General features: G+C 42.9%; 21 protein-coding genes and 4 pseudogenes. 17 read left to right on the forward strand and 8 right to left on the reverse strand.

What is annotated here, in order from left to right; all coding sequences use genetic code 11:
• Window positions 1-5: 5 nt before the first annotated feature.
• From hsdR (CXB77_RS18565) to CXB77_RS18590, 6 genes and pseudogenes are all read right to left on the reverse strand, one after another.
• A complete protein-coding gene (gene hsdR, locus CXB77_RS18565; RefSeq protein ID WP_105075041.1) occupies window positions 6-2354 on the reverse strand; it encodes an EcoAI/FtnUII family type I restriction enzme subunit R in 2349 nt (782 codons plus the stop codon).
• Window positions 2354-2740, reverse strand: a complete 387-nt coding sequence (locus CXB77_RS18570) for a type II toxin-antitoxin system VapC family toxin (RefSeq protein WP_105075042.1) — start codon at window positions 2738-2740, stop codon at window positions 2354-2356. The genes hsdR (CXB77_RS18565) and CXB77_RS18570 overlap by 1 nt, the downstream gene beginning before the upstream one ends.
• 4 nt (window positions 2741-2744) lie before the next feature.
• Window positions 2745-3002: a type II toxin-antitoxin system Phd/YefM family antitoxin gene (locus CXB77_RS18575; RefSeq protein WP_105075043.1), complete on the reverse strand. Its 258-nt coding sequence runs from the start codon at window positions 3000-3002 to the stop codon at window positions 2745-2747.
• 95 nt (window positions 3003-3097) lie between these two features.
• Complete coding sequence (locus CXB77_RS18580) at window positions 3098-3808, reverse strand: restriction endonuclease subunit S (protein WP_105075044.1); 711 nt, start codon at window positions 3806-3808, stop codon at window positions 3098-3100.
• A gap of 6 nt (window positions 3809-3814) precedes the next feature.
• Window positions 3815-4276 (reverse strand): restriction endonuclease subunit S, encoded by a 462-nt coding sequence (locus tag CXB77_RS18585; RefSeq protein WP_105075045.1) that lies wholly within the window; start codon window positions 4274-4276, stop codon window positions 3815-3817.
• Between the two features lie 230 nt (window positions 4277-4506).
• Window positions 4507-5478: pseudogene (locus tag CXB77_RS18590) on the reverse strand (IS481 family transposase); the annotation flags it as partial.
• 143 nt (window positions 5479-5621) lie between these two features.
• On the opposite strand from CXB77_RS18590, the pseudogene dnaB reads away from it, so the two are divergent.
• Window positions 5622-6671, forward strand: a pseudogene (gene dnaB / locus CXB77_RS18595) (replicative DNA helicase); the annotation flags it as partial.
• A gap of 10 nt (window positions 6672-6681) precedes the next feature.
• On the opposite strand, the gene CXB77_RS18600 reads toward dnaB, so the two are convergent.
• Both CXB77_RS18600 and CXB77_RS18605 read right to left on the reverse strand, forming a co-directional pair.
• Window positions 6682-6966 carry a type II toxin-antitoxin system YafQ family toxin gene (locus CXB77_RS18600; protein ID WP_105075047.1) on the reverse strand — a complete coding sequence of 95 codons (285 nt, stop codon included), beginning with the start codon at window positions 6964-6966 and terminating at the stop codon, window positions 6682-6684.
• Window positions 6953-7219, reverse strand: a complete 267-nt coding sequence (locus CXB77_RS18605; protein ID WP_105075048.1) for a type II toxin-antitoxin system RelB/DinJ family antitoxin — start codon at window positions 7217-7219, stop codon at window positions 6953-6955. Before CXB77_RS18605 ends, CXB77_RS18600 begins: the two co-directional genes overlap by 14 nt.
• A gap of 235 nt (window positions 7220-7454) precedes the next feature.
• Between CXB77_RS18605 and CXB77_RS18610 the strand changes: the two are divergent.
• The 16 genes and pseudogenes from CXB77_RS18610 to CXB77_RS18690 form a co-directional block, all read left to right on the forward strand.
• Window positions 7455-7898 (forward strand): annotated as a pseudogene (locus CXB77_RS18610) (IS481 family transposase); the annotation flags it as partial.
• Window positions 7899-7979: 81 nt separating this feature from the next.
• Entirely contained in the window at window positions 7980-8966 is a 987-nt protein-coding gene (locus tag CXB77_RS18615; protein WP_105073789.1) for an IS5 family transposase, read from the forward strand.
• A gap of 751 nt (window positions 8967-9717) precedes the next feature.
• A complete protein-coding gene (locus CXB77_RS18620; protein ID WP_105075050.1) occupies window positions 9718-10329 on the forward strand; it encodes a hypothetical protein in 612 nt (203 codons plus the stop codon).
• A 151-nt stretch (window positions 10330-10480) separates the two neighbouring features.
• Window positions 10481-11467: an IS5 family transposase gene (locus CXB77_RS18625; protein WP_105073789.1), complete on the forward strand. Its 987-nt coding sequence runs from the start codon at window positions 10481-10483 to the stop codon at window positions 11465-11467.
• A 155-nt stretch (window positions 11468-11622) separates the two neighbouring features.
• Window positions 11623-12156: pseudogene (locus CXB77_RS18630) on the forward strand (DDE-type integrase/transposase/recombinase); the annotation flags it as partial.
• A gap of 230 nt (window positions 12157-12386) precedes the next feature.
• Window positions 12387-13565 (forward strand): restriction endonuclease subunit S, encoded by a 1179-nt coding sequence (locus CXB77_RS18635; protein WP_105072995.1) that lies wholly within the window; start codon window positions 12387-12389, stop codon window positions 13563-13565.
• Window positions 13566-13660: 95 nt separating this feature from the next.
• A complete protein-coding gene (locus tag CXB77_RS18640) occupies window positions 13661-13918 on the forward strand; it encodes a type II toxin-antitoxin system Phd/YefM family antitoxin (protein ID WP_105075052.1) in 258 nt (85 codons plus the stop codon).
• A gap of 4 nt (window positions 13919-13922) precedes the next feature.
• Window positions 13923-16661: an EcoAI/FtnUII family type I restriction enzme subunit R gene (gene hsdR, locus CXB77_RS18645; protein WP_242445882.1), complete on the forward strand. Its 2739-nt coding sequence runs from the start codon at window positions 13923-13925 to the stop codon at window positions 16659-16661.
• A gap of 5 nt (window positions 16662-16666) precedes the next feature.
• Window positions 16667-17422: a ProQ/FINO family protein gene (locus tag CXB77_RS18650; RefSeq protein ID WP_172452750.1), complete on the forward strand. Its 756-nt coding sequence runs from the start codon at window positions 16667-16669 to the stop codon at window positions 17420-17422.
• 656 nt (window positions 17423-18078) lie between these two features.
• Complete coding sequence (locus CXB77_RS18660; RefSeq protein ID WP_105072991.1) at window positions 18079-19428, forward strand: replication protein; 1350 nt, start codon at window positions 18079-18081, stop codon at window positions 19426-19428.
• A 931-nt stretch (window positions 19429-20359) separates the two neighbouring features.
• Window positions 20360-20941 (forward strand): recombinase family protein, encoded by a 582-nt coding sequence (locus CXB77_RS18665; RefSeq protein WP_242445875.1) that lies wholly within the window; start codon window positions 20360-20362, stop codon window positions 20939-20941.
• Window positions 20942-21188: 247 nt separating this feature from the next.
• Window positions 21189-21845 carry a ParA family protein gene (locus CXB77_RS18670; RefSeq protein ID WP_105075005.1) on the forward strand — a complete coding sequence of 219 codons (657 nt, stop codon included), beginning with the start codon at window positions 21189-21191 and terminating at the stop codon, window positions 21843-21845.
• Window positions 21838-22065 (forward strand): hypothetical protein, encoded by a 228-nt coding sequence (locus CXB77_RS18675; RefSeq protein WP_197711113.1) that lies wholly within the window; start codon window positions 21838-21840, stop codon window positions 22063-22065. The genes CXB77_RS18670 and CXB77_RS18675 overlap by 8 nt, the downstream gene beginning before the upstream one ends.
• Before the next feature lie 311 nt (window positions 22066-22376).
• Window positions 22377-22703, forward strand: coding sequence for a DUF1778 domain-containing protein (locus CXB77_RS18680; protein WP_242445876.1), 327 nt, complete (start codon window positions 22377-22379; stop codon window positions 22701-22703).
• A gap of 1 nt (window position 22704) precedes the next feature.
• Entirely contained in the window at window positions 22705-23196 is a 492-nt protein-coding gene (locus tag CXB77_RS18685) for a GNAT family N-acetyltransferase (RefSeq protein ID WP_105075007.1), read from the forward strand.
• A gap of 102 nt (window positions 23197-23298) precedes the next feature.
• Window positions 23299-24012 carry a ProQ/FINO family protein gene (locus CXB77_RS18690; protein ID WP_105075038.1) on the forward strand — a complete coding sequence of 238 codons (714 nt, stop codon included), beginning with the start codon at window positions 23299-23301 and terminating at the stop codon, window positions 24010-24012.
• The last annotated feature ends 259 nt before the right edge of the window (window positions 24013-24271 follow it).

Consider the following 24271-nt stretch of genomic DNA (forward strand, 5'->3'; position numbering starts at 1 on the left):
TAAGATCATGTTTTATCAATACATTCTTGATAAAGGTATTTCTGAAACCCATTAAATACCCTTCTAATTTCATCCGGCTGACCAAGATTATCTATTGCATCTGTAAGTGAAGAATTATATTTAAGCAGCAACAATGGTGTTAACTTCTTTTCATCCAATTCATCAACGCCTAAATCTACATAATGCGACAACACGAAATCAAGAAAAACCTGTTGTTGACTATTAAAGATCGCGCTGATCTGTGCCATTGCCCGCCCGACGCGCTCTTCTCGGGTGAGCGGTTGAGTAGCATAAGCAACATGCGCCAACACATCAAATAAATCGCTCTTCTCAGCGTTGATAAGTTGTTGCATTTCAAACAGTTGCTCTTTACCAAACCCTTTCTCAGCAAGTCCATTTAATAGCTTACGGCGTGTATCTGGTGCGCTCCACAAGGTGCGTAACTGGGTTTCATCATTAAAGAATGCGGGCAGTGTACCAAACAACAGCTTCAGAAACTGCTGCGCTGACATCGGTGTTCCATCTTGATGCCAAAAACTGGTTGCCATCTGGTGTTGCAAGGTGCGCACCTTATCATCAGCCAGCTTCACCTTGAGCTTGCATTGACACACACAAGGGCGTTGCCCACACAGATAACAAGGTGGTGCTGGTTCCTGCACACCTTCGTTGCGATTACGGGGACCACTCACCGGTTCAATTGGTTCACCATCCCATTCGGGATCATTAAAATGTTGATGTGCCTGTACGAAATCATAAACAGTGAAATACTCTTTGCCCTCATATAACCGTGTTCCTCGTCCAATAATTTGCTTGAATTCAATCATGGACTTGATAGGACGCAATAACACAATGTGACGAATGTTGCGGGCATCAACACCAGTTGAGAGTTTGTGCGAGGTGGTTAAGATAGTAGGAATGGTCTTTTCATTGTCTTGAAAGTCACGCAGATATTGTTCACCCAGTGCGCCTTCATCTGCCGTCACACGCTGGCAATACTGCGGATCATTACTCACCTTATTTTGGTTAATCAAGTCACGGATTATTAACGCATGTCCTTGATTTGCACAGAAAACCAGTGTTTTTTCATAGGGTTTAATCTGTGCCATGAATAATGAAACTAAGTAGGATTCCCGTTCTCTTATTTCAATAATACGATTAAAATCATTTATTTGATATGTTTTGCCAGTATCAATTTGACCTTCCAGCACCAGATCATCTGCGGTATAACAGTATTCATCTAACGTGGTGGTGATTTGCTTCACTCGAAACGGAGTTAAAAACCCATCGTTAATGCCGTCTTTCAATGAATAAATAAACACCGGCTCACCAAAATAAGCATAGGTGTCTACATTATCTTTGCGCTTTGGAGTGGCAGTTAAACCCAATTGCACTGCTGGAGTAAAGTAATCCAGAATGCCGCGCCATGAGCTTTCATCATTGGCACCACCGCGATGACATTCGTCGACAATAATGACATCAAAGAAGTCGGGGGAATAGTCACCAAAGTACGGTGCTGGCTGCCCATTTGCCGATGATCCACTCATAAAGGTTTGAAAAATGGTAAAAAAAAGATTCCCATTCGTTGGCACCCTGCCTTCTCTGCGAATATCTGCCGGTTCAATCCGAATCAACGCATCTTCGGGGAAGGCTGAAAAAGCGTTATAGGCTTGATTGGCAAGGATATTACGATCTGCAAGGAAAAGAATGCGCGGACGACGGGTGACTCTGTTGTGGTGTTTCCATGCGTGTAGATTCCAACGACTCTGAAATAATACCCAAGCGATTTGAAAAGCAATAAAGGTTTTGCCGGTTCCAGTGGCAAGGGTTAATAAAATCCTGTCTTGACCGGCAGTGATAACAGTTAGCACCTTTTTAATAGCAATATCTTGATAGTAACGCGGTTGGAAATAACCACCACGATCTTCAAACGGAATGGCAGCAAAACGTTCATGCCAAACATTGTGTTGATTAAAGGTTAAATCCCACAATTCTTGTGGTGTTGGATAGCGTTGAATTTCACCCTCAACACCAGTGCGCATATCAATTTGATAAATACCTTGCCCATTCGTGGCATAAGCAAAACGCACCTCTAATTTATCAGCATAATCTTTTACTTGTCCCACGCCTTTAGTGAATGCTTCATGCCACGCTTTCGCTTCAATCACTGCCAGCTTGTGATTGCGGTATTCCAACACATAATCAGCGAATAATGGTTGAGCGCGTTTCCCAGTACCTTGTAAACGTCCGAGTGTAATTGGATATTCACGCCGGATGCGACTATCTGGAATAACACTCCAACCCGCTGCTTTTAATGCAGGATCAATATAATCAGCGCGGGTTTCAGCTTCATTCATTACATCATCCGAATTGTGGTTCCGTACCGCGCCAATTTACGATCTACCGTTAGCAGAATGAGAGGCTCACTAATAGATTGTGCCACCAGCAAACGATCAAACGGGTCTTTATGATCGGTAAAGGTTGGTAATTGGCTGGCTTGCAAGATATGTGCATTGTCGATTGGCAACCAAGTGAAACCATCGGCAACCACTCGCTGACAAAATGTCGGCATATTCAAATCGAGTTTGCCTTGATTCACTTTAATCGCCATTTCCCATAACGAGGCACGACTGACATATACTGCTTCTGATGTGCTTTCGATTAAATCTTTGGCAGCAGCGGGCACTTTCTCAGGCATACCTTGCCACCACAAAATCAAATGCGTATCCAATAATAGGCGCATGAATTTATTGCCCTGCTGGTGGTGCGTGGTCGTTATCTGCGAGGCAATCAAATAAATCATCAATGGAATCGTCAAAATCATCTGCCATCCAGATTTTCCCTTCCATGCTACCCGGTGGTGCGATTTTGCAACGTGGTTGGTAGGCTGATAGCAGTGCGATTGGTTGTCCGGCACGGGCTATCACGACTTCCTTGCCTTGTTCGACCGCTTCTAATAAGCGGGAAAGGTGAGTTTTTGCTTCATGGATGTTGACTATTTGCATGAGATACCCTCGCTTGACTAAGCATTAGTTTAGTATGCTTAATACTGGAATGCAAGATTAGTATTTTAACGCATGTAAGCCAAAATCATGCCAGCTCACAAATTGCCACTAAATGCTTGATTTAAGAGGGATTTTTTCAAGTCATCAAGTGCGGTGAGTTTGCGTTGATAAATGGATTCGAGGTGCTGGGTTTCTTTATGCAAAGTATCAAATTGCAAGGTAAACTGAACTTGATTTTTAAGGTCAGGAAGCCACGATCTATATTCAAAAAGATATTCCCGATTTACCTTCGGCATTCCTGCACGAGCCGAACCTTGAACCGCATAATCAGTAAAGGATTTGCAAAGCAATAAATGAAAAAGGTAATCACGAGTAATTTCATTTGGAAATGGCATGAGTGGGTACATATCAGCACTGCATAAACCATTGAAATCGGGACGAGCTACTTTCATCAAGTACGGTCGAATCTTGCTGTAAAGAACCATTGATTTATCAAAAAGAAATTTACCTGAAATGAGACCCTCTTCACGAGCAGTCTTGAGATCAACAAAGCAACCCTTTTTTGATTCAATGTTTCCCGCACCAACGTGAATCAAATCAATAAAATTATCTTTTCGTGGATCAACAAGTCTGGATGTGATAGAACAAATATCTCCCAACTTTTTCTCAACCCACCCCTCACCACGTTCTGTGAAAACAGATTGTAGATGACTTTCAAATAAAGCACGGGCATTTTTAAGGTTCTGTTCGGCATTCGCTTTGGCGGTGGCGATACCAGCAAAGGCTTGGTCAAGAATGGCGACGATGCGGTGTTATTCGTGGAGTGACGGGAAAGGAATAATCTGCGCTTTTATATCACCATCAGTAACCGCTGGATAGCTTGCTCCTTTCTGAAGAATTCCCATATTTTTGGTGAACTTTTCAGTAAATAAAAAGTAGAAAATAAAACGATTGTTAATTTCTGGTTTAGGTCTAATAACAAAATAACCCGTACTGCAAATTTGTTTATCAAGATGTTCTGGGACAATAGCAATTCTTTGCAAGGTGGGACGAATAGTTGCAAAAATGATGTCATTTTCTTTTACAACTTTCCTAGCTCGACTGGGTGCAGCAGAGCCTTTGATGCGTTGGGTTTCTTCAATTTGAAATGTTGAATTAGAAACACTAGAAACATCAATATAATTAAACATCCATTCTGGTGATTGAGAAGGGTTAATTGTTTCGGTCTTTTGCAGAACATCACCAAGTTTCTTTACTTGCCAATCCGCTTTCATTACATTCTCTCGCTATTCGATCCCAGTAAATCACGAATCACTGCCAACACTTCTGCACTTTCCGCATCTAATGCAATCATCTCATCCATAATATCGACTGGACTACGATGAATGATTGCCTCTCCACCATTAGGATTCTTCACTGATAAATCATAAGTATTGGAATCAATACCGGAAACATCCACGCTCCAGCTTTGCAACGAATCCGTTTGAGTCTTTTGTAATTCGATGTCAAGACCCGAGAGATTGTAGACCTGTTTTTTGAAGCGTTCAGGTTCCTTCTGTTGCCAGTTTTTCAACGCTTGCACCGGTGACACATGTCCAAGGGCTTTTTGGGGTATCTGATGGTTATACATCTGCACATAATGGTGCAGCGTTTTTTCTAAATTTTGTGCAGAATCAAAGCGCGTCGTCGCCACCACCTCGGCAATCCGTCCGTTAAATCGCTCGACCATGCCGTTCGTTTGCGGATGCGAGGGCGGAATTAGGCGATGCTCAATCTGGTGTTTTTTACAAACTAAATCAAAGCGATGGCGACCAGTCGGTTCGCGTTCACCGGTGGCGCAGAAACGATCCGTAAACTCCTTACCGTTGTCGGTCAACACCTTTTCCATCTTAAACGCGGCAGCAGCGATCACTTGCTGGAGAAACGCGCTGGCGTTGGCGGCAGTTTTCTGAGCAAAAACTTTGGCATAGACCCAACGCGTTGCCCGATCAATGGCGACAAAGAGGTAGCAATGGACTTTTTCATCCGGCATCTTAGGGAGGTATTTAATATCAATGTGGATAAAACCGGGCGCGTAATCTTTGAACTGTTTAGGCGGTTTTTTCGCACCTTCTTCTTTTGGAATCAAGTCTTTAAGGTTGGAGACATGGTGGCGACGTAAACAACGCTGTAGCCCTGAGCGCGACACCTCAGGGTTAAAACAGGTGCGCAGCACGACCAGCAAGTCATCGATGGGTAGCAACAACGTCGTGCGCAACTCCACGGCGATCAATTCTTCCAATGGTTTCAAAGTGGTATGCAGATGATGCGGACAATGAGACGCATCGTCAGTGGTCTCGCGGTGACGCCATTTGCGCACCGTCGCTCGATTCAGATGATATTCGCGGGCGAGTTCACGCTCAGATTTAGTGGAATGTTGCAGTTCACGCCGGATCGCGGGAGTTGTGCGGGCATTTTTGTGTAAATTCAAGTTCATAGCATCAATTCTCCTCTGAGTACCCAACCGATTGGGGATGTAGGGCGCGGTGGTGAATGTCCGTGATGACGGCTTGCAAAGCCTCTCGTGCTAAAAATAGTGGGTAGCTGCGTTGCGGAATATAATCATACGGTTCCTGACATTCCATGCTCCGCCAAATGATTACGACCGGCACTGCGATCATCGACAACGCCTATTCCCCAAAGGGGCGCGATGTCTCTGAACTGCTGGATGACGCCGAGCACAATATCTTTGCCATTGCTGAACGCGAGGCACGAGTTGGCGGCGGCTTTCAACCGATGAGTTTGGTGCTCAAGGATGCCATTGCACGAATTGATGCCCTGTCTCAGTCGGGCAATCACATCACGGGATTACCGACGGGATTCACCAAACTTGATGAAATGACATCAGGGCTACAACCGGCTGATTTGATTATCATTGCGGGTCGTCCGTCAATGGGAAAGACCGCATTAGCGATGAACATTGCTGAATATGTGGCGATGACTGCCAAGCGTTCAGTGGCAATCTTCAGTATGGAAATGCCGAGTCACTCATTGGGAATGCGAATGGTGTCGTCATTGGGTCACATTGATCACCAGAATGTACGCACCGGTCAATTAAGTGATACGGAGTGGCCGTTAGTGACTGCGGCAATGATGAAACTATCCAGTGCTGAGTTATTCATTGATGACACGCCAGCCCTCTCACCGTTGGAATTAAGAACCCGCGCTCGACGCTTAAAACGGGAATGGAATGATCTTGGTTTAATCGTGATTGATTATCTGCAATTGATGCAGGCATCCACTCACGAGAACCGCAATAATGAAGTGGCGGAAATCTCTCGTGCGCTCAAGGCATTGGCAAAAGAGTTGAATATCCCAATCATCGCCATTTCACAATTGAATCGCAGTTTGGAACAACGCCAGAACAAGCGTCCAGTGATGTCTGATTTACGCGAATCAGGCGCATTAGAACAGGACGCGGATTTGATCCTGTTTGTCTACCGCGATGAGGTCTATAACCCAGAGAGCAAAGACGTTGGGACTGCCGAGATCATCATTGCCAAACAGCGCAACGGCCCGATTGGAACGGTGCGCCTCACCTTTCTCGGTAAATACACCAAGTTTGAGAACTTCATTCCCAATGAAGTCGAACCACCAGATGTTGTGCCTCCGTTACCGGCGGAATACTAGATATTGTGGTTTAGCTGAACAGTTCACTGTGTGAACCAAGCCGGACTAACCGCAAGATATTGTGATCCAATTTCCGATAGACCAATAACAAATCAGGTTTGATGTGACACTCGCGGTTGCCTGTCCACTGACCGCTTAGTGCATGATCGCGGTTACTCGCTGGCAAGGTTTGGTCAGCAACTAACGCTGCCAGTATCTTCATCACTAACGCATCCAGATCAGAACGGTGCTGCGGATTTGCCTTCGTGTGCTTGTAATCGCGTTTGAAAGTTGATGATCGTTCAATCGTCCGCATTCAAATCCGCCATCAGATCATCAATGCTGTTGAAATGTTGACCTTTACCTGCCTCCAGTTCAGTGATCGCAGCGCGGGTTATTGCACTCGCTGCTCTAACTTCAAAGGGTAAACAACGATCATCAGCAATGCGGCGCATCAATAAGCGAATCGCATCAGAGATGGATAAACCCATTGCATCCAATGCTTCCTCAGCACGTTCTTTGGTCACGGGATCAATGCGGGCACGAACATAGGTGTTGACGCTAGACATGATGATGCGCTCCTTACTGTTGGAGTGTTGACTGTAGTCTTAATCGGACTACACAACAATCGTCTTAGCGGATCATCACCGTTAATTGATAACTGTCAGGAACCGTATGATTATATTCCGCAACGCAGCTACCCACTATTTTTAGCACGAGAGGCTTTGCAAGCCGTCATCACGGACATTCACCACCGCGCCCTACATCCCCAATCGGTTGGGTACTCAGAGGAGAATTGATGCTATGAACTTGAATTTACACAAAAATGCCCGCACAACTCCCGCGATCCGGCGTGAACTGCAACATTCCACTAAATCTGAGCGTGAACTCGCCCGCGAATATCATCTGAATCGAGCGACGGTGCGCAAATGGCGTCACCGCGAGACCACTGACGATGCGTCTCATTGTCCGCATCATCTACATACCACTTTGAAACCATTGGAAGAATTGATCGCCGTGGAGTTGCGCACGACGTTGTTGCTACCCATCGATGACTTGCTGGTCGTGCTGCGCACCTGTTTTAACCCTGAGGTGTCGCGCTCAGGGCTACAGCGTTGTTTACGTCGCCACCACGTTTCCAACCTTAAAGACTTGATTCCAAAAGAAGAAGGTGCGAAAAAACCACCTAAACAGTTCAAAGATTACGCGCCCGGTTTTATCCACATTGATATTAAATACCTCCCTAAGGAAACACTGATTAAATAGCCAGCATCGTTGCGATCTAAATGATAAAATAGGCATCAGTCGTAATGTAAATATGATACCAGCATGAAACAATTTTCTTTTGCACAATCAGAATTTTTAGCAAAAAAGAAAACGACGCGCCGTGAACGTTTTCTCAATGATATGGAAAAAATTGTTCCATGGTCAACTTTGGTTAAAGCATTGACACCTTATTACTACCCTGATAGTCAAGGTAAGCGTGGTCGTCCGCCAATAGGATTAGAGCGGATGTTAAGGATGTACTTTGTACAGCAATGGTATCATCTTGCTGATGAGGCACTGGAAGATGCAATTTACGATAGTCAATCATTACTGCAATTCATAGGTATTGATTTGAGTGTTGAAGCGGTACCAGATGCAACAACACTGTTGAAATTTCGCCATTTACTCGAACGTCATGCACTGACTACAGTGATTTTTTCTACAATCAATGCGCAGTTACGCGAGAAAGGATTGTTGTTAAATCAAGGGACAATCGTTGATGCGACCATTATCAATGCCCCTTCTTCAACAAAAAACGAAGCAAAAGAACGCGATCCAGAAATGCATTCTACTCGCAAGGGAAATCAATGGTATTTCGGAATGAAAGCACACATTGGTGTTGACGTTAATTCTGGGTTAGTGCATACCGTGGTTGGCACGGCGGCAAATGAGCATGATGTCACTCAAGTTGAAAACATTTTACATGGTCAAGAACAAAAAGTTTTTGGTGATGCTGGCTACACTGGTGCAGATAAACGCGAAAAAGTTAAAAACAAATTTAATGAAAAAGTAGTCAGTTGGAATATCGCTGAAAAACGTTCTAAAGTTGAAAAAATGGATGATGGTTTGTTGAAAAATCTCACGCAACAGATTGAAAAAATTAAGGCGCAAATACGCGCGCGTGTTGAACATCCATTTCACATTATTAAAAATCTATTTATGCACCGTAAGGTACGTTATAAAGGGCTTGCGAAAAACACTGCGCAACTACAAACTTTGTTTGCTCTGGCTAATCTCTTAATAGCAAAAAAGGCGCTGTTAAAAGCCTAATATAGAGTTCACAGCATAAGAGTACCTTAATTTTACCTAATAAAGAGGTTGACTATTTTGAATCACTAAAGCAAAAACTATTTATTTAATATCCCCTCTATAAAAATATGCTTTTAAAAAGGCAACGTGGAGAACATTAAATAGATCAGCGGTTCCCTAAGATGGCATTCTAGCCTCCTCCAACAAGGGCAACCGCCGATCCAGATAACTTACTGATTTTAATTTGTTAAAAACTAACTTCAGGACTAAGAACTAACTTTACAGAGTTTAAAGACTACACTTACATGTCAAATAAATGTCTAAACTCTCCGCTTAAATGACCACCAACACCGATCATTTACGTTCCTGCGATATTGTTACCGCACTAATAAAATGCCTGATAAATTTTCAGTTTTTAGTATCAAAATAATAAAAAACACTTACCAACCAAAAACACTAACTTTTCTTTATACAATCAAATAAATAAGCTGATTTCACACGCTGTAAATATAAATATATCTTAAATTTGAAACAAAACACTTGTTTTCTATGTTTATATGCAGATTTTGAGTAATCTTTAGTGACAAGCAACACTAAAATGCGATGTTTTTAATAGAAAAGCCTTTATGGATTATAATTATAGCTAGTATAATATGCTATGTAAGCCAACTATCAATTAGTTATGATAAGATAACTAATTGTATAACCACTATGCTAGGACGCCTATAGCAAATATGCTAGTGCGACCTATAGTAAAAAAGAGTAATCATATATGAACGGCATCAAACCTATGTCTCGCGAAACTCGACAGGTGCTTGAAGATAGCATTTGTGTTAAAAACGAATTTTCCATGATTATCACAAAAGATTTCGATGCGATTGGAGCACTCGCAGAAATTGAACGATTAGTCATTAATTTATTGAAAACAGACGATGTGGTCTTTTTAACAGAATCAACTAAGACATCACCAAAAACAAATTTGGATATTGGTACTTTAGCTAGAGACTTTCTTAATGCAATAATAATTCATGATACATTGATAGCTGAAGCATTCCCATATCATAATTTTAATCCTTTAGTACATTTATTTATAAAACACTTAGATGATGAAGATGATACTTTTAAAAAAATGAAGGTATTTTCAGTAACGATATTTAATAAAATAAAAATAATGAATATGTTAAGAGCCGAAGGGTTATATGAAAAATCAAATAAATTTATTTATAACATCCGGCAAGAAGCAAAAAATAGTCTGATTAAAGCAATTAACAACAGACATCGTTCTGTCAACAAAAACAGCATCAGCATAAAAAGATACATAGATTATTTGTTCAATAAACATGCGCGTCTTCTTGTAATACGTATAGACCTTTACTTATACTAACGAAAATTTGCGGATAAGAAATCCTGTTGAACTTGAAAAAGCAATAAATGATCGAATTGTGTTTTTTAAGGAAACACTGATTAAATAGCCAGCATCGTTGCGATCTAAATGATAAAATAGGCATCAGTCGTAATGTAAATATGATACCAGCATGAAACAATTTTCTTTTGCACAATCAGAATTTTTAGCAAAAAAGAAAACGACGCGCCGTGAACGTTTTCTCAATGATATGGAAAAAATTGTTCCATGGTCAACTTTGGTTAAAGCATTGACACCTTATTACTACCCTGATAGTCAAGGTAAGCGTGGTCGTCCGCCAATAGGATTAGAGCGGATGTTAAGGATGTACTTTGTACAGCAATGGTATCATCTTGCTGATGAGGCACTGGAAGATGCAATTTACGATAGTCAATCATTACTGCAATTCATAGGTATTGATTTGAGTGTTGAAGCGGTACCAGATGCAACAACACTGTTGAAATTTCGCCATTTACTCGAACGTCATGCACTGACTACAGTGATTTTTTCTACAATCAATGCGCAGTTACGCGAGAAAGGATTGTTGTTAAATCAAGGGACAATCGTTGATGCGACCATTATCAATGCCCCTTCTTCAACAAAAAACGAAGCAAAAGAACGCGATCCAGAAATGCATTCTACTCGCAAGGGAAATCAATGGTATTTCGGAATGAAAGCACACATTGGTGTTGACGTTAATTCTGGGTTAGTGCATACCGTGGTTGGCACGGCGGCAAATGAGCATGATGTCACTCAAGTTGAAAACATTTTACATGGTCAAGAACAAAAAGTTTTTGGTGATGCTGGCTACACTGGTGCAGATAAACGCGAAAAAGTTAAAAACAAATTTAATGAAAAAGTGGTCAGTTGGAATATCGCTGAAAAACGTTCTAAAGTTGAAAAAATGGATGATGGTTTGTTGAAAAATCTCACGCAACAGATTGAAAAAATTAAGGCGCAAATACGCGCGCGTGTTGAACATCCATTTCACATTATTAAAAATCTATTTATGCACCGTAAGGTACGTTATAAAGGGCTTGCGAAAAACACTGCGCAACTACAAACTTTGTTTGCTCTGGCTAATCTCTTAATAGCAAAAAAGGCGCTGTTAAAAGCCTAATATAGAGTTCACAGCATAAGAGTACCTTAATTTTACCTAATAAAGAGGTTGACTATTTTGAATCACTAAAGCAAAAACTATTTATTTAATATCCCCTCTATAAAAATATGCTTTTAAAAAGGCAACGTGGAGAACATTAAATAGATCAGCGGTTCCCTAAGATGCCGGATGAAAAAGTCCATTGCTACCTCTTTGTCGCCATTGATCGGGCAACGCGTTGGGTCTATGCCAAAGTTTTTGCTCAGAAAACTGCCGCCAACGCCAGCGCGTTTCTCCAGCAAGTGATCGCTGCTGCCGCGTTTAAGATGGAAAAGGTGTTGACCGACAACGGTAAGGAGTTTACGGATCGTTTCTGCGCCACCGGTGAACGCGAACCGACTGGTCGCCATCGCTTTGATTTAGTTTGTAAAAAACACCAGATTGAGCATCGCCTAATTCCGCCCTCGCATCCGCAAACGAACGGCATGGTCGAGCGATTTAACGGACGGATTGCCGAGGTGGTGGCGACGACGCGCTTTGATTCTGCACAAAATTTAGAAAAAACGCTGCACCATTATGTGCAGATGTATAACCATCAGATACCCCAAAAAGCCCTTGGACATGTGTCACCGGCGCAAGCGTTGAAAAACTGGCAACAGAAGGAACCTGAACGCTTCAAAAAACAGGTCTACAATCTCTCGGGTCTTGACATCGAATTACAAAAGACTCAAACGGATTCGTTGCAAAGCTGGAGCGTGGATGTTTCCGGTATTGATTCCAATACTTATGATTTATCAGTGAAGAATCCTAATGGTGGAGAGGCAATCATTCATCGTAGTCCAGTCGATATTATGGATGAGATGATTGCATTGGATGCGGAAAGTGCAGAAGTGTTGGCAGTGATTCGTGATTTACTGGGATCGAATAGCGAGAGAATGTAATGAAAGCGGATTGGCAAGTAAAGAAACTTGGTGATGTTCTGCAAAAGACCGAAACAATTAACCCTTCTCAATCACCAGAATGGATGTTTAATTATATTGATGTTTCTAGTGTTTCTAATTCAACATTTCAAATTGAAGAAACCCAACGCATCAAAGGCTCTGCTGCACCCAGTCGAGCTAGGAAAGTTGTAAAAGAAAATGACATCATTTTTGCAACTATTCGTCCCACCTTGCAAAGAATTGCTATTGTCCCAGAACATCTTGATAAACAAATTTGCAGTACGGGTTATTTTGTTATTAGACCTAAACCAGAAATTAACAATCGTTTTATTTTCTACTTTTTATTTACTGAAAAGTTCACCAAAAATATGGGAATTCTTCAGAAAGGAGCAAGCTATCCAGCGGTTACTGATGGTGATATAAAAGCGCAGATTATTCCTTTCCCGTCACTCCACGAACAACACCGCATCGTCGCCATTCTTGACCAAGCCTTTGCTGGTATCGCCACCGCCAAAGCGAATGCCGAACAGAACCTTAAAAATGCCCGTGCTTTATTTGAAAGTCATCTACAATCTGTTTTCACAGAACGTGGTGAGGGGTGGGTTGAGAAAAAGTTGGGAGATATTTGTTCTATCACATCCAGACTTGTTGATCCACGAAAAGATAATTTTATTGATTTGATTCACGTTGGTGCGGGAAACATTGAATCAAAAAAGGGTTGCTTTGTTGATCTCAAGACTGCTCGTGAAGAGGGTCTCATTTCAGGTAAATTTCTTTTTGATAAATCAATGGTTCTTTACAGCAAGATTCGACCGTACTTGATGAAAGTAGCTCGTCCCGATTTCAATGGTTTATGCAGTGCTGATATGTACCCACTCATGCCATTTCCAAATGAAATTACTCGTGATTACCTTTTTCATTTATTGCTTTGCAAATCCTTTACTGATTATGCGGTTCAAGGTTCGGCTCGTGCAGGAATGCCGAAGGTAAATCGGGAATATCTTTTTGAATATAGATCGTGGCTTCCTGACCTTAAAAATCAAGTTCAGTTTACCTTGCAATTTGATACTTTGCATAAAGAAACCCAGCACCTCGAATCCATTTATCAACGCAAACTCACCGCACTTGATGACTTGAAAAAATCCCTCTTAAATCAAGCATTTAGTGGCAATTTGTGAGCTGGCATGATTTTGGCTTACATGCGTTAAAATACTAATCTTGCATTCCAGTATTAAGCATACTAAACTAATGCTTAGTCAAGCGAGGGTATCTCATGCAAATAGTCAACATCCATGAAGCAAAAACTCACCTTTCCCGCTTATTAGAAGCGGTCGAACAAGGCAAGGAAGTCGTGATAGCCCGTGCCGGACAACCAATCGCACTGCTATCAGCCTACCAACCACGTTGTAAAATCGCACCACCGGGTAGCATGGAAGGGAAAATCTGGATGGCAGATGATTTTAACGACCCTATTGATGATTTATTTGATTGCCTCGCAGATAACGACCACGCGCCACCAGCAGGGCAATAAATTCATGCGCCTATTATTGGATACGCATTTGATTTTGTGGTGGCAAGGTATGCCTGAGAAAGTGCCCGCTGCTGCCAAAGATTTAATCGAAAGCACATCAGAAGCAGTATATGTCAGTCGTGCCTCGTTATGGGAAATGGCGATTAAAGTGAATCAAGGCAAACTCGATTTGAATATGCCGACATTTTGTCAGCGAGTGGTTGCCGATGGTTTCACTTGGTTGCCAATCGACAATGCACATATCTTGCAAGCCAGCCAATTACCAACCTTTACCGATCATAAAGACCCGTTTGATCGTTTGCTGGTGGCACAATCTATTAGTGAGCCTCTCATTCTGCTAACGGTAGATCGTAAATTGGCGCGGTACGGAACCACAATTCGGATGATGTATGTAATGAATGAAGCTGAAACCCGCGCTGATTATATTGATCCTGCATTAAAAGCAGCGGGTTGGAGTGTTATTCCAGATAGTCGCATCCGGCGTGAATATCCAATTACACTCGGACGTTTACAAGGTACTGGGAAACGCGCTCAACCATTATTCGCTGATTATGTGTTGGAATACCGCAATCACAAGCTGGCAGTGATTGAAGCGAAAGCGTGGCATGAAGCATTCACTAAAGGCGTGGGACAAGTAAAAGATTATGCTGATAAATTAGAGGTGCGTTTTGCTTATGCCACGAATGGGCAAGGTATTTATCAAATTGATATGCGCACTGGTGTTGAGGGTGAAATTCAACGCTATCCAACACCACAAGAATTGTGGGATTTAACCTTTAATCAACACAATGTTTGGCATGAACGTTTTGCTGCCATTCCGTTTGAAGATCGTGGTGGTTATTTCCAACCGCGTTACTATCAAGATATTGCTATTAAAAAGGTGCTAACTGTTATCACTGCCGGTCAAGACAGGATTTTATTAACCCTTGCCACTGGAACCGGCAAAACCTTTATTGCTTTTCAAATCGCTTGGGTATTATTTCAGAGTCGTTGGAATCTACACGCATGGAAACACCACAACAGAGTCACCCGTCGTCCGCGCATTCTTTTCCTTGCAGATCGTAATATCCTTGCCAATCAAGCCTATAACGCTTTTTCAGCCTTCCCCGAAGATGCGTTGATTCGGATTGAACCGGCAGATATTCGCAGAGAAGGCAGGGTGCCAACGAATGGGAATCTTTTTTTTACCATTTTTCAAACCTTTATGAGTGGATCATCGGCAAATGGGCAGCCAGCACCGTACTTTGGTGACTATTCCCCCGACTTCTTTGATGTCATTATTGTCGACGAATGTCATCGCGGTGGTGCCAATGATGAAAGCTCATGGCGCGGCATTCTGGATTACTTTACTCCAGCAGTGCAATTGGGTTTAACTGCCACTCCAAAGCGCAAAGATAATGTAGACACCTATGCTTATTTTGGTGAGCCGGTGTTTATTTATTCATTGAAAGACGGCATTAACGATGGGTTTTTAACTCCGTTTCGAGTGAAACAAATCACCACCACGTTAGATGAATACTGTTATACCGCAGATGATCTGGTGCTGGAAGGTCAAGTTGATATTGATAAAACATATCAAATAAATGATTTTAATCGTATTATTGAAATAAGAGAACGGGAAGCCCACTTAGTTTCATTATTCATGGCACAGATTAAACCCTATGAAAAAACACTAGTTTTCTGTGTAAATCAAGGACATGCGTTAATGATCCGTGATTTGATTAACCAAAATAAGGTGAGTAATGATCCGCAGTATTGCCAGCGTGTGACAGCAGATGAAGGCGCACTGGGTGAACAATATCTGCGTGACTTTCAAGACAATGAAAAGACCATTCCCACAATCTTAACCACCTCGCACAAACTCTCAACTGGTGTTGATGCCCGCAACATTCGTCACATTGTGTTATTGCGTCCAATCAAGTCCATGATTGAATTCAAACAAATTATTGGACGAGGAACGCGGTTATATGATGGCAAAGAGTATTTCACTGTTTATGATTTCGTACAGGCACATCAACATTTTAATGATCCCGAATGGGATGGTGAACCAATTGAACCGGTGAGTAGTTCCCGTAGTCCCCGCGAAGGTGTGCAGGAACCAGCACCGCCTTGTTATCTGTGTGGGCAACGTCCTTGTGTGTGTCAATGCAAGCTCAAGGTGAAGCTGGCTGATGATAAGGTGCGCACCTTGCAACACCAGATGGCAACCAGCTTTTGGCATCAAGATGGAACACCGATGTCAGCGCAGCAGTTTTTGGAAGTGTTATTCGGTACACTGCCCGCCTTCTTCAATGATGAAACCCAGTTACGCACCTTGTGGAGCGCACCAGATACACGCCGTAAGCTATTAGATGGACTTGCTGAGAAAGGGTTTGGTAAAGAGCAACTGTTTGAAATGCAACAACTTATCAACGCGGAGAAGAGCGATTTATTTGATGTGTTGGCGCATGTCGCTTATGCTACTCAACCGCTCACCCGAGAAGAGCGCGTCGGGCGGGCAATGGCACAGATCAGCGCGATCTTTAATAGTCAACAACAGGTTTTTCTTGATTTCGTGTTGTCGCATTATGTGAACTTAGGTGTTGAAGAATTGGATGAAAATAAGTTAACGCCGTTGTTGCAGCTTAAATATAATTCTTCACTTACAGATGCAATGAATGATCTTGGTCAGCCGGATGAAATCAGAAGGGTATTTAATGGGTTTCAGAAATACCTTTATCAAGAATGTATTGATAAAACATGATCTTAATGAACATGGAATCAGTGGATAATTTGCAAGTGTCAGTGTCAAATGATGAACCTGAGGTGCAGACTGTCACAGCACCGCAGCTTGATCTGATTGCGCTCTATCCGGCTTGCTTTGATCTAGCTCGTCCACGTCCACTGAAGTTGAGGATTCACCTTGACTTACTGGCAGCAGGTCATCATCCCGTTGACATCAAGTGGGTATTGGGTTCGTATTGCAAGCGTAAAAACTACCTTCAAACCATACAACTCGGTGCGACACGGATCGATCTACAGGGTCAACCAGCAGGCGAGGTGACTGAAGCTGAGACGATTATCCCGCAACGGGAACTGGCAATTATTTATGCGCGATTAGGTAAAATCCCACGCAAGCCAAAACCGGTTAAGATCAAAAGGGTTAAAAAGCCGAAATCACCACAGGAAGCTAAACCTGTTCCACCACTTGATGCCCCTTTGACCCCGGAGAGTATTGTGAGCGGTCGCCTTGAATTGACAGTGAAGTTTAATGAATTGCCTCAACCTGTTGTCGTTAAAGCTGGAATGAAGATTGGTATTCAGACTGACACTGCATTGGTGGTGACAACCTTAAAACCTAAAGCATGGAAGAAATTAGAGAAGGCACAAGCCGATTGGAAACAATGGGTTGCTTCAATGACTGGTAAGTTAGGTACTCAAGTTAATAGTGATGGTGGTACGATTGTGATGTTGGAAGATGTAGCAATACAGGTGTTTGAAAAGAAGGTGAAGGTTGAAAGTTAACGATGCTCTACTTATACCCAATCTTGGTTCCTTTTGTGCTATTGATCTACGGTTGTTCTTCGCAACAGCTCTATAACACGGGTCAAGCGTGGCAACAAAACGAGTGCAATAAAATCATCGACACACAGGAACAAAACCGATGTATGGCGAGTAGCAACACTTCATACGAAGATTACAAACGCCAAATTCAAGAGACCAAGGATGCGAAGTAGTAGTGCCCAAATCAACAGGACATGTATAGATTTTTATCTTGGTTTGGTACAATGAAATTTGCTAGTATTACACCGATTTGCAAACCAGTATCCTCTGGATAAATCTGAAACTAACCTTATGATTCTAGGAGAAAATATGAGTATTCTTTACACATATTATGTTGTGCTTTCAGCAGATACACATGGACATAAAAAAGCCGATTCAATAATAGAACCGGCTTTCCTTTTTTAACCACTAAATTCTTTTAACCGGCTAAACCAACAGACCTCAACAAGTTACTGGTTTTGCCTTCAATGTACGCAATCAACGCTGACACTTAACAAATTGATCCGGTTTTATCCGTTTCAAAACAGCAAAAGTAACCGCGCTGACTAAGGCTCAAGTTTACACGATCCGCCCCTTGTAAAAAAGAGCCTTTTGTTGATTGCGTCAAGGTAGCTAACATGGCACTTGACAATAAAACCACTGAAAACAAAGACTTTTTCAACACCGGTTGTATTTCCGAAGCACAACAACAGCCCTTCACGTTACAACGCCTCAACACCCAAGGTCATTTTGACCAAGTACATCCACGCCCAGCACATGGTGTCGTAGTGTTCTGGGAAAAGCGCAAACCCAGTGGTGGCTGGCAAGTACACCGCGCCGATTCACCGCTGATTTCGCAATTCCTCGCTGCCCAAAAAGGTCAAGAAGACCGTTATTTCACTGTCAATCAGTTCCATCACTGGCGACGAGTATCGCTGCTGTCATCGTTGCGGACGTGTTATGTCGATATAGATGGTTGTGTCGATATTGATAAAGCATTACAGCTACTTATTGCTGCCAGGCTGCCTGCACCCTCGCAAGTGGTCTACAGCGGACGCGGAATGCACCTGTATTGGTTAATCAAGCCAGTGCCAGCTAAAGCCTTACCAGTTTGGCAACTGGTGCAAAACAAATTGATCGCAACACTCGCATCGATTGGAGCTGATCCGGTAGCGAGGGATTGCACTCGGGTACTGCGCTTGTGCGGAACGATCAACAGCAAAAACGGGGCTGAAGTCACGGCGAAGGTACTGACAGGAAAACGGTGGACATTGCATCAATTGTCTGATGCTGTATTAGGAGAACGACCGGAGTGGAAACCATCCAATAAGCCAAGGTCAGCACGAATACGCAGTTTAGGTGCAGCACGAGAAGGTCGTAAATATAAAGGTAGTATTTATCATCGTTGGTATTTAGTTTATCAAGATTTAATGAAGATTGCGGATTGGTATTTTCTCGGTGGTATTCCCGAAGGTCATCGGGATACATGGTTATTTTTAGCCAGTGTTTCATTATCGTGGTTTGTGCCCTATGATCGTATTGAAGAAGAAATCATTAAGACAGCGCAAATGTGGACACCAGGATTAACAGTTAAAGAAGCGCGACGCACCATGCGCCCGATTATTCGGCGAGCACAAGCAGCAATGCGCGGTGAAAAGGTTGTATGGAATGGAATTGAAGTTGATCCACGTTATCGCTTTCGTCGTTCAACCTTATACAATTGGATGCAGGCGATTATTCCGGCTGAGTTATTACCACAGTTGCGGGCAATTATTCCTGATGAGCTGCGGGCACAACATAAGAAAGAGGCTGATGCTGGGCGTTGGGACGATCACTACACCAAGACAGGTGTGCGGGTTAGTAACGAAGATAAACGGACAACGGCAAGGCAGATGCGGGCAAAGGGGATGACTTATCAGGAGATCGCAACTGAGATGGATATGCCATTATCGACAATTGCGCGATGGTGCAACAAGATGTTGATTTGAAGAGATTTCTCGAAAACGCGCCTTGTATACCCGCCCCCGTAGGGTGTTGTTGGGCGTGTTATCCCCTGCTGTGTTTGCTGTTGGGTGTGTTTTTGATAACTGTGGTTTGTCGGTTGAGGACGATGTGGTTAGTGGCGTTAATTTGGGTTCTAACGCTGTCTGACGCTTTTTTGAGGGTTGACCCTTCAAAAGTGGTTAGGCTTCGGCTTGGAAGGCTCTAGGGCTTTCTCATGCGTTTTTACGGGGGTGTGGTCTTGGTGGTCTTGCTTTGTTCGATTCTTGATGTTGACAGCTGCATTCTACTCTGATTTGGAGTGGGTGGGTGATTTTTGGGTGGGGTTGGGCTTGGGCTGGTTGTTGGGTTTCGTGCAGTTTTAATTCAGGTTTTATTGGGTTTTTTAATTGGGTAGAGCAGGGCTTATTTTTTTGCTTTATTTAATTATTTACTCATTTCTTTATTTGGTTGGTTTGGTTTAACTGGCAGGTTTAATTCGGTTTTAATGGGTGTTTGATGGTTCTGGTTTATTGTGATGTCTGGGGTTTTTAATTGTGATGGTTGGGTTTTTTCAATAGCTTTGAGGTTGGGTTAATTGGTCGAGTTAATTCGTTTATTGCTGGTTTTGGTTTGTTCAATAGTTTCGTTTTCATTCAGGTTTAATTCAATGTTAGGGCGGTTGTTCAATTCGGTTTTAATTCATCTGCGGCGTGGTTATTTGCTTTGGTGATTGTGTTTAATCGGTGGTTTTTTGGTTCAGTGTTAATTGGTTCATTCGGTGATGATTCATTCAGGTTCATTCAGTATTTGACTGCGCATCATTCGGTTTTTCGGTGTGGCTTGCACAAACGCTCGTTTACTTTCTGAATGAACTTCCATGGTTTTTCAAGGGTTAGAATGTTGCATAAACGGGTTGCATAATGTGCTTAAACGTTAATGGAGGTTGTGCTCATGCGCTTTGGTTATGCTCGTGTTTCTACTCAAGATCAAGAAATTACCAGTCAAATCAGTGCGTTAACTGCTGCTGGTTGTGAGCGCATCTTTCAGGAAAAGGTTGGAGGTGGTCGTTGGAGTCGTCCCGAACTGGAACGGTTGTTGGATCACTTGCGTCCCGATGATGTCGTGGTGGTTTGGAAGTTGGATCGGTTGTCGCGTTCGTTGAAAGATTTGTTGGTGATTCTTGAGAAAATTGGCAACGCCGGTGCTGCGTTTCAAAGTTTGACTGAACCGGTTGACACCACAACTCCAGCCGGTCGATTGATGATTCAAATGGTGGGTGCGTTCGCAGAATTTGAGCGTGAGATTCTTCGTGAACGGACGCAAGCGGGTTTGGTGGCAGCACGCAAAGAGGGAAGAATTGGTGGACGGCGCTTCAAATTGACACCATTACAACAGCGAGAAGTGGTTGCAATGGTGACTTCAGGGCACAAAACCAACGCTGATGTTGCTCGATTATTTCGGGTTCATCCTGCAACGATCACGCGAATTTTAGCGAGACATCACCGATCACCAAGATAAATGTTTAGGTTATACAGTAGGTTAACAAATTAAAGATTTAACGAATTAAGTAAATACTTTTTTACGTTAAGGTATAAATCGTTATTGATGTAAATCGTTTTATATTCTAAAGTGTAAATCCTTCTTTCTGTAAAACGTGAATTACTTTTTTATGTAAAGCAGTAAATCTTTCTTTGTGTAAAAAAGGAAATCATGCTTTATTCTCCGACTTGACTCGTCAAATCTCCACAGTTGAGGTGAGCGCAACATGGGTCAGATCATCGGTTTTGTATCGCAAAAAGGCGGGGTTGGTAAAAGTACACTGGCGCGGTTGCTTGCTCGTGAATATGCCGCTAACGGTTGGCAGGTGAAAATTGCTGATCTCGACCCTGGTCAGGGCACTGTTTTCAAATGGCAACAACGGCGGGTGCAGGGATTATTGATGCCAGAAATTAAGGTTGAGCGATTTCGTATTGTTGAAAAAGCACTACCGGATGCAGTGAATTATGATTTATTCATCTTTGATGGAGCAGCGCAATCCAATAGTGGCACATTGGCAATTGCTCAACACAGTGATTTGATTGTATTGCCTACGGGTTTATCTGTTGATGATTTAGAACCCACCATTTTATTGGCACATGAATTGACTGCAAAGGGCATTGCAATAGAACGTATCTTATTGGTGTTTTGTCGGGTTGGTGATAGTCAAGTTGAACTTTCTGAAAGTCTAATGTATGTGCAACAAGCCGGATACAATGTTATTCCAACTGCATTATTAGAACGAACTGCTTATCGGCGAGCGAATGATGCGGGCAAAGCATTAACCGAATGTGCTTTTTTAACATTGAGAATGAAAGCTGATGCAGTGGCACAAGCAATAATGAATCAGCTTGCTCAATTCACTCAGGATACAACACATGGCTAAACCACCACCTCCATCCAATAAAACTTCTGTTCCTTCTCCAGTGGCAGTAGTAGATAACTTGAAACAACCGCAAGCTGGCGATCTCAAACCGCTGAACTTCAAAGTTGATCCAGCATTCCACCGTGAGTTTAAGACCTACGCTGCTACGCACGGCATCAGCATGTTGGAGCTGTTACGCGAAGGCTTTGATTTGGTTAAACAAAATCGTGTAAAGATTTAAGGAAAGGCGTATTTAAGGAAATCGTCTTTTAAGGATTTCAGGAAAAGATTTAACGAAATAAACCTTTCGTTATCATGGTAGATTTAAGGAAATAACGATTTAAGTAAAAAAGGTTTTAGTTAAAAAAGTATTTCTTTGGGCTGACTTCATGGATTAAAAGAGCAAGTCAGGTGTTTAAGAAATGTCAATGTTATTCGATTATTTCAAGTTCATTCTGTAATACTGGTATGGATTGTCGAGACATCCATTATCAGTGTATGGTTAAAGGAGCATTATCAATTGCGTTGACATTTTAATTACAGGTCGATGATATGCTTTATCAAGCATCTTCAATGGCATCAATCAATATCGAGAATCATTCAGTGAATCACTCAATCCGCAATACGAATATCAACATTCGTGCGCAACGTTGCCAGCGCGACCTCATCGATCAAGCTGCTGAGTTATTGGGTAAAACTCGCTCAGAATTTGTATTAGAAACCGCTTGTCGTGAAGCGCAAGAAGTGTTGTTGGATCAGCGCGTGTTGACACTCGACACTGAAAGTTTCCAAGCCGTTCAACTGTTATTGGATGCGCCGCCGAGTGACAATCCCAAGCTGCGGCAGCTGATGACTATGACAGTGCCTTGGGAAACATGAAATGGCAGTTTGTAGTGCTCCAACACGTTTGACGATTCACCACGATCTCATCCAGTTTGATAGCGGTGAACCCAGTCTTGATCAGTGGTTACAACAACGGGCAGTTCGCAATGAAGGTCGGGGCGCATCTCGCACTTATGTAATTGATGTTGAACACCGAGTGATTGGTTATTACTGTTTGGCAACTGCCTCGATTGCCAGTGATTTAGCACCAGGTCACTTGCGCCGGAATATGCCTGATCCTATTCCCGCGATGGTCTTAGGTCGTTTAGCAGTGGATCGTCATTGGCACGGTCAGGGTTTGGGCAAGGCATTATTGCGAGATGCCATCTTGCGCACAGTGCAGGTATCTGAATTTGTTGGAGTTAAAGCACTTCTAGTTCATGCGCTTTCTGAAGCAGCAACCCTGTTTTATCTCGCTCAAGGTTTCCATCCCTTTCCGCACAGTTCTAACACGCTATTTCTGCCACTTTCGGAGGTGAAGCAACCATAATGTCCGTGATGGGATGAACCCATCACGGATAGTTATGGTGTTAACTCGTATATCATGCCGTCAATATGCCGCAGAATGTCCTGAAACTACAGAATCGCGCAGATGGATGATTTGAACGATAAGCCCGAAGCACAACCCAAACGCACTCCGGAGCGTGAGCTCATCGAGCTTTATCCCAACTGCTTTAACCTGAAGAAACCACGCCCGTTGAAAGTCGGTATTCGTCAAGACTTGCTGGCGGCGGGGCACGCTTCAAAATTGGTCAATTCCGTTATGTATGGCTATTGCCAGCGCATCGCTTATCTCAAGGCGATGCGAATCGGTACGGCACGGATTGATTTACAGGGGCAACCCGCTGGTGAAGTGACTGAGGCTGCTGCAATCATTGCACGGGACGAGCTAGCACTGTTAAGACCCGTCAAGTCATCGAAACCTAAACCATCCAAAGCACCGAAACCACCAAAAGAGCCCACACCCGTTTTAACAACTGATGCGCCTTTAACTGCGGAGAATATCGTGAGCGGTCGCCTTGAACTTACCCTGAAATTCAATGAATTACCCAAGCCAGTGGTGGTAAAAGCGGGAATGAAGATTGGAATTCAGACCGAGACCGCGCTGGTGGTGACGACTTTGAAACCCAAAGCGTGGAAGAAACTGGAGAAAGCCCAAGCGGAATGGCCGCAATGGGTCGCGTCGATGACCGGCAAGCTGGGTGCTCAGGTCAATAGCAATGATGGAACGATTGTGATGTTGGAGGATGCGGCAGTGCAGGTGTTCGAGAAGAAGGCGAAGGTGGCAGCGGTGGATAATTCATAATCCGTTGGGAATTCAGGATAAACGCATTTCATTGATTCAAGATGCTGCTGTGCTAACACGGTTAATTCTTTCACTTTGTATCAACCATTCTTAAACCAGCTTTTAAAGCTAAACAATCTCCCGCTGTGCGAAAGTGAGTTGTTCAATCAGATGCTGATAACGATCAAGTTGTTCCTGTTTGTTCGTAAAATCCTGTCGTAATTGATCTAGCTCTCTCTTGATGTCGGCTGTGAGCTTTTCACCCAAACTGTTACGCAAC

It is taken from the genome of Chromatium okenii, from assembly GCF_002958735.1.
Taxonomy (GTDB): Bacteria; Pseudomonadota; Gammaproteobacteria; order Chromatiales; family Chromatiaceae; genus Chromatium; species Chromatium okenii_A.

What these genes read in the sequence shown, in the direction of transcription:
- CXB77_RS18635 (WP_105072995.1), top strand. Translation starts at nt 12,387, where the DNA reads ATGAAAGCGGATTGGCAAGTAAAGAAACTTGGTGATGTTCTGCAAAAG.
- CXB77_RS18605 (WP_105075048.1), bottom strand. Translation starts at nt 7,219, where the DNA reads ATGTCTAGCGTCAACACCTATGTTCGTGCCCGCATTGATCCCGTGACC.
- hsdR (WP_242445882.1), top strand. Translation starts at nt 13,923, where the DNA reads ATGCGCCTATTATTGGATACGCATTTGATTTTGTGGTGGCAAGGTATG.
- CXB77_RS18615 (WP_105073789.1), top strand. Translation starts at nt 7,980, where the DNA reads ATGAAACAATTTTCTTTTGCACAATCAGAATTTTTAGCAAAAAAGAAA.
- CXB77_RS18570 (WP_105075042.1), bottom strand. Translation starts at nt 2,740, where the DNA reads ATGCGCCTATTATTGGATACGCATTTGATTTTGTGGTGGCAAGGTATG.
- CXB77_RS18585 (WP_105075045.1), bottom strand. Translation starts at nt 4,276, where the DNA reads ATGAAAGCGGATTGGCAAGTAAAGAAACTTGGTGATGTTCTGCAAAAG.
- CXB77_RS18650 (WP_172452750.1), top strand. Translation starts at nt 16,667, where the DNA reads ATGAACATGGAATCAGTGGATAATTTGCAAGTGTCAGTGTCAAATGAT.
- CXB77_RS18675 (WP_197711113.1), top strand. Translation starts at nt 21,838, where the DNA reads ATGGCTAAACCACCACCTCCATCCAATAAAACTTCTGTTCCTTCTCCA.
- CXB77_RS18665 (WP_242445875.1), top strand. Translation starts at nt 20,360, where the DNA reads ATGGAGGTTGTGCTCATGCGCTTTGGTTATGCTCGTGTTTCTACTCAA.
- CXB77_RS18600 (WP_105075047.1), bottom strand. Translation starts at nt 6,966, where the DNA reads ATGCGGACGATTGAACGATCATCAACTTTCAAACGCGATTACAAGCAC.
- CXB77_RS18660 (WP_105072991.1), top strand. Translation starts at nt 18,079, where the DNA reads ATGGCACTTGACAATAAAACCACTGAAAACAAAGACTTTTTCAACACC.
- CXB77_RS18575 (WP_105075043.1), bottom strand. Translation starts at nt 3,002, where the DNA reads ATGCAAATAGTCAACATCCATGAAGCAAAAACTCACCTTTCCCGCTTA.
- hsdR (WP_105075041.1), bottom strand. Translation starts at nt 2,354, where the DNA reads ATGAATGAAGCTGAAACCCGCGCTGATTATATTGATCCTGCATTAAAA.
- CXB77_RS18690 (WP_105075038.1), top strand. Translation starts at nt 23,299, where the DNA reads ATGGATGATTTGAACGATAAGCCCGAAGCACAACCCAAACGCACTCCG.
- CXB77_RS18670 (WP_105075005.1), top strand. Translation starts at nt 21,189, where the DNA reads ATGGGTCAGATCATCGGTTTTGTATCGCAAAAAGGCGGGGTTGGTAAA.
- CXB77_RS18640 (WP_105075052.1), top strand. Translation starts at nt 13,661, where the DNA reads ATGCAAATAGTCAACATCCATGAAGCAAAAACTCACCTTTCCCGCTTA.
- CXB77_RS18685 (WP_105075007.1), top strand. Translation starts at nt 22,705, where the DNA reads ATGGCAGTTTGTAGTGCTCCAACACGTTTGACGATTCACCACGATCTC.
- CXB77_RS18680 (WP_242445876.1), top strand. Translation starts at nt 22,377, where the DNA reads ATGCTTTATCAAGCATCTTCAATGGCATCAATCAATATCGAGAATCAT.
- CXB77_RS18620 (WP_105075050.1), top strand. Translation starts at nt 9,718, where the DNA reads ATGAACGGCATCAAACCTATGTCTCGCGAAACTCGACAGGTGCTTGAA.
- CXB77_RS18625 (WP_105073789.1), top strand. Translation starts at nt 10,481, where the DNA reads ATGAAACAATTTTCTTTTGCACAATCAGAATTTTTAGCAAAAAAGAAA.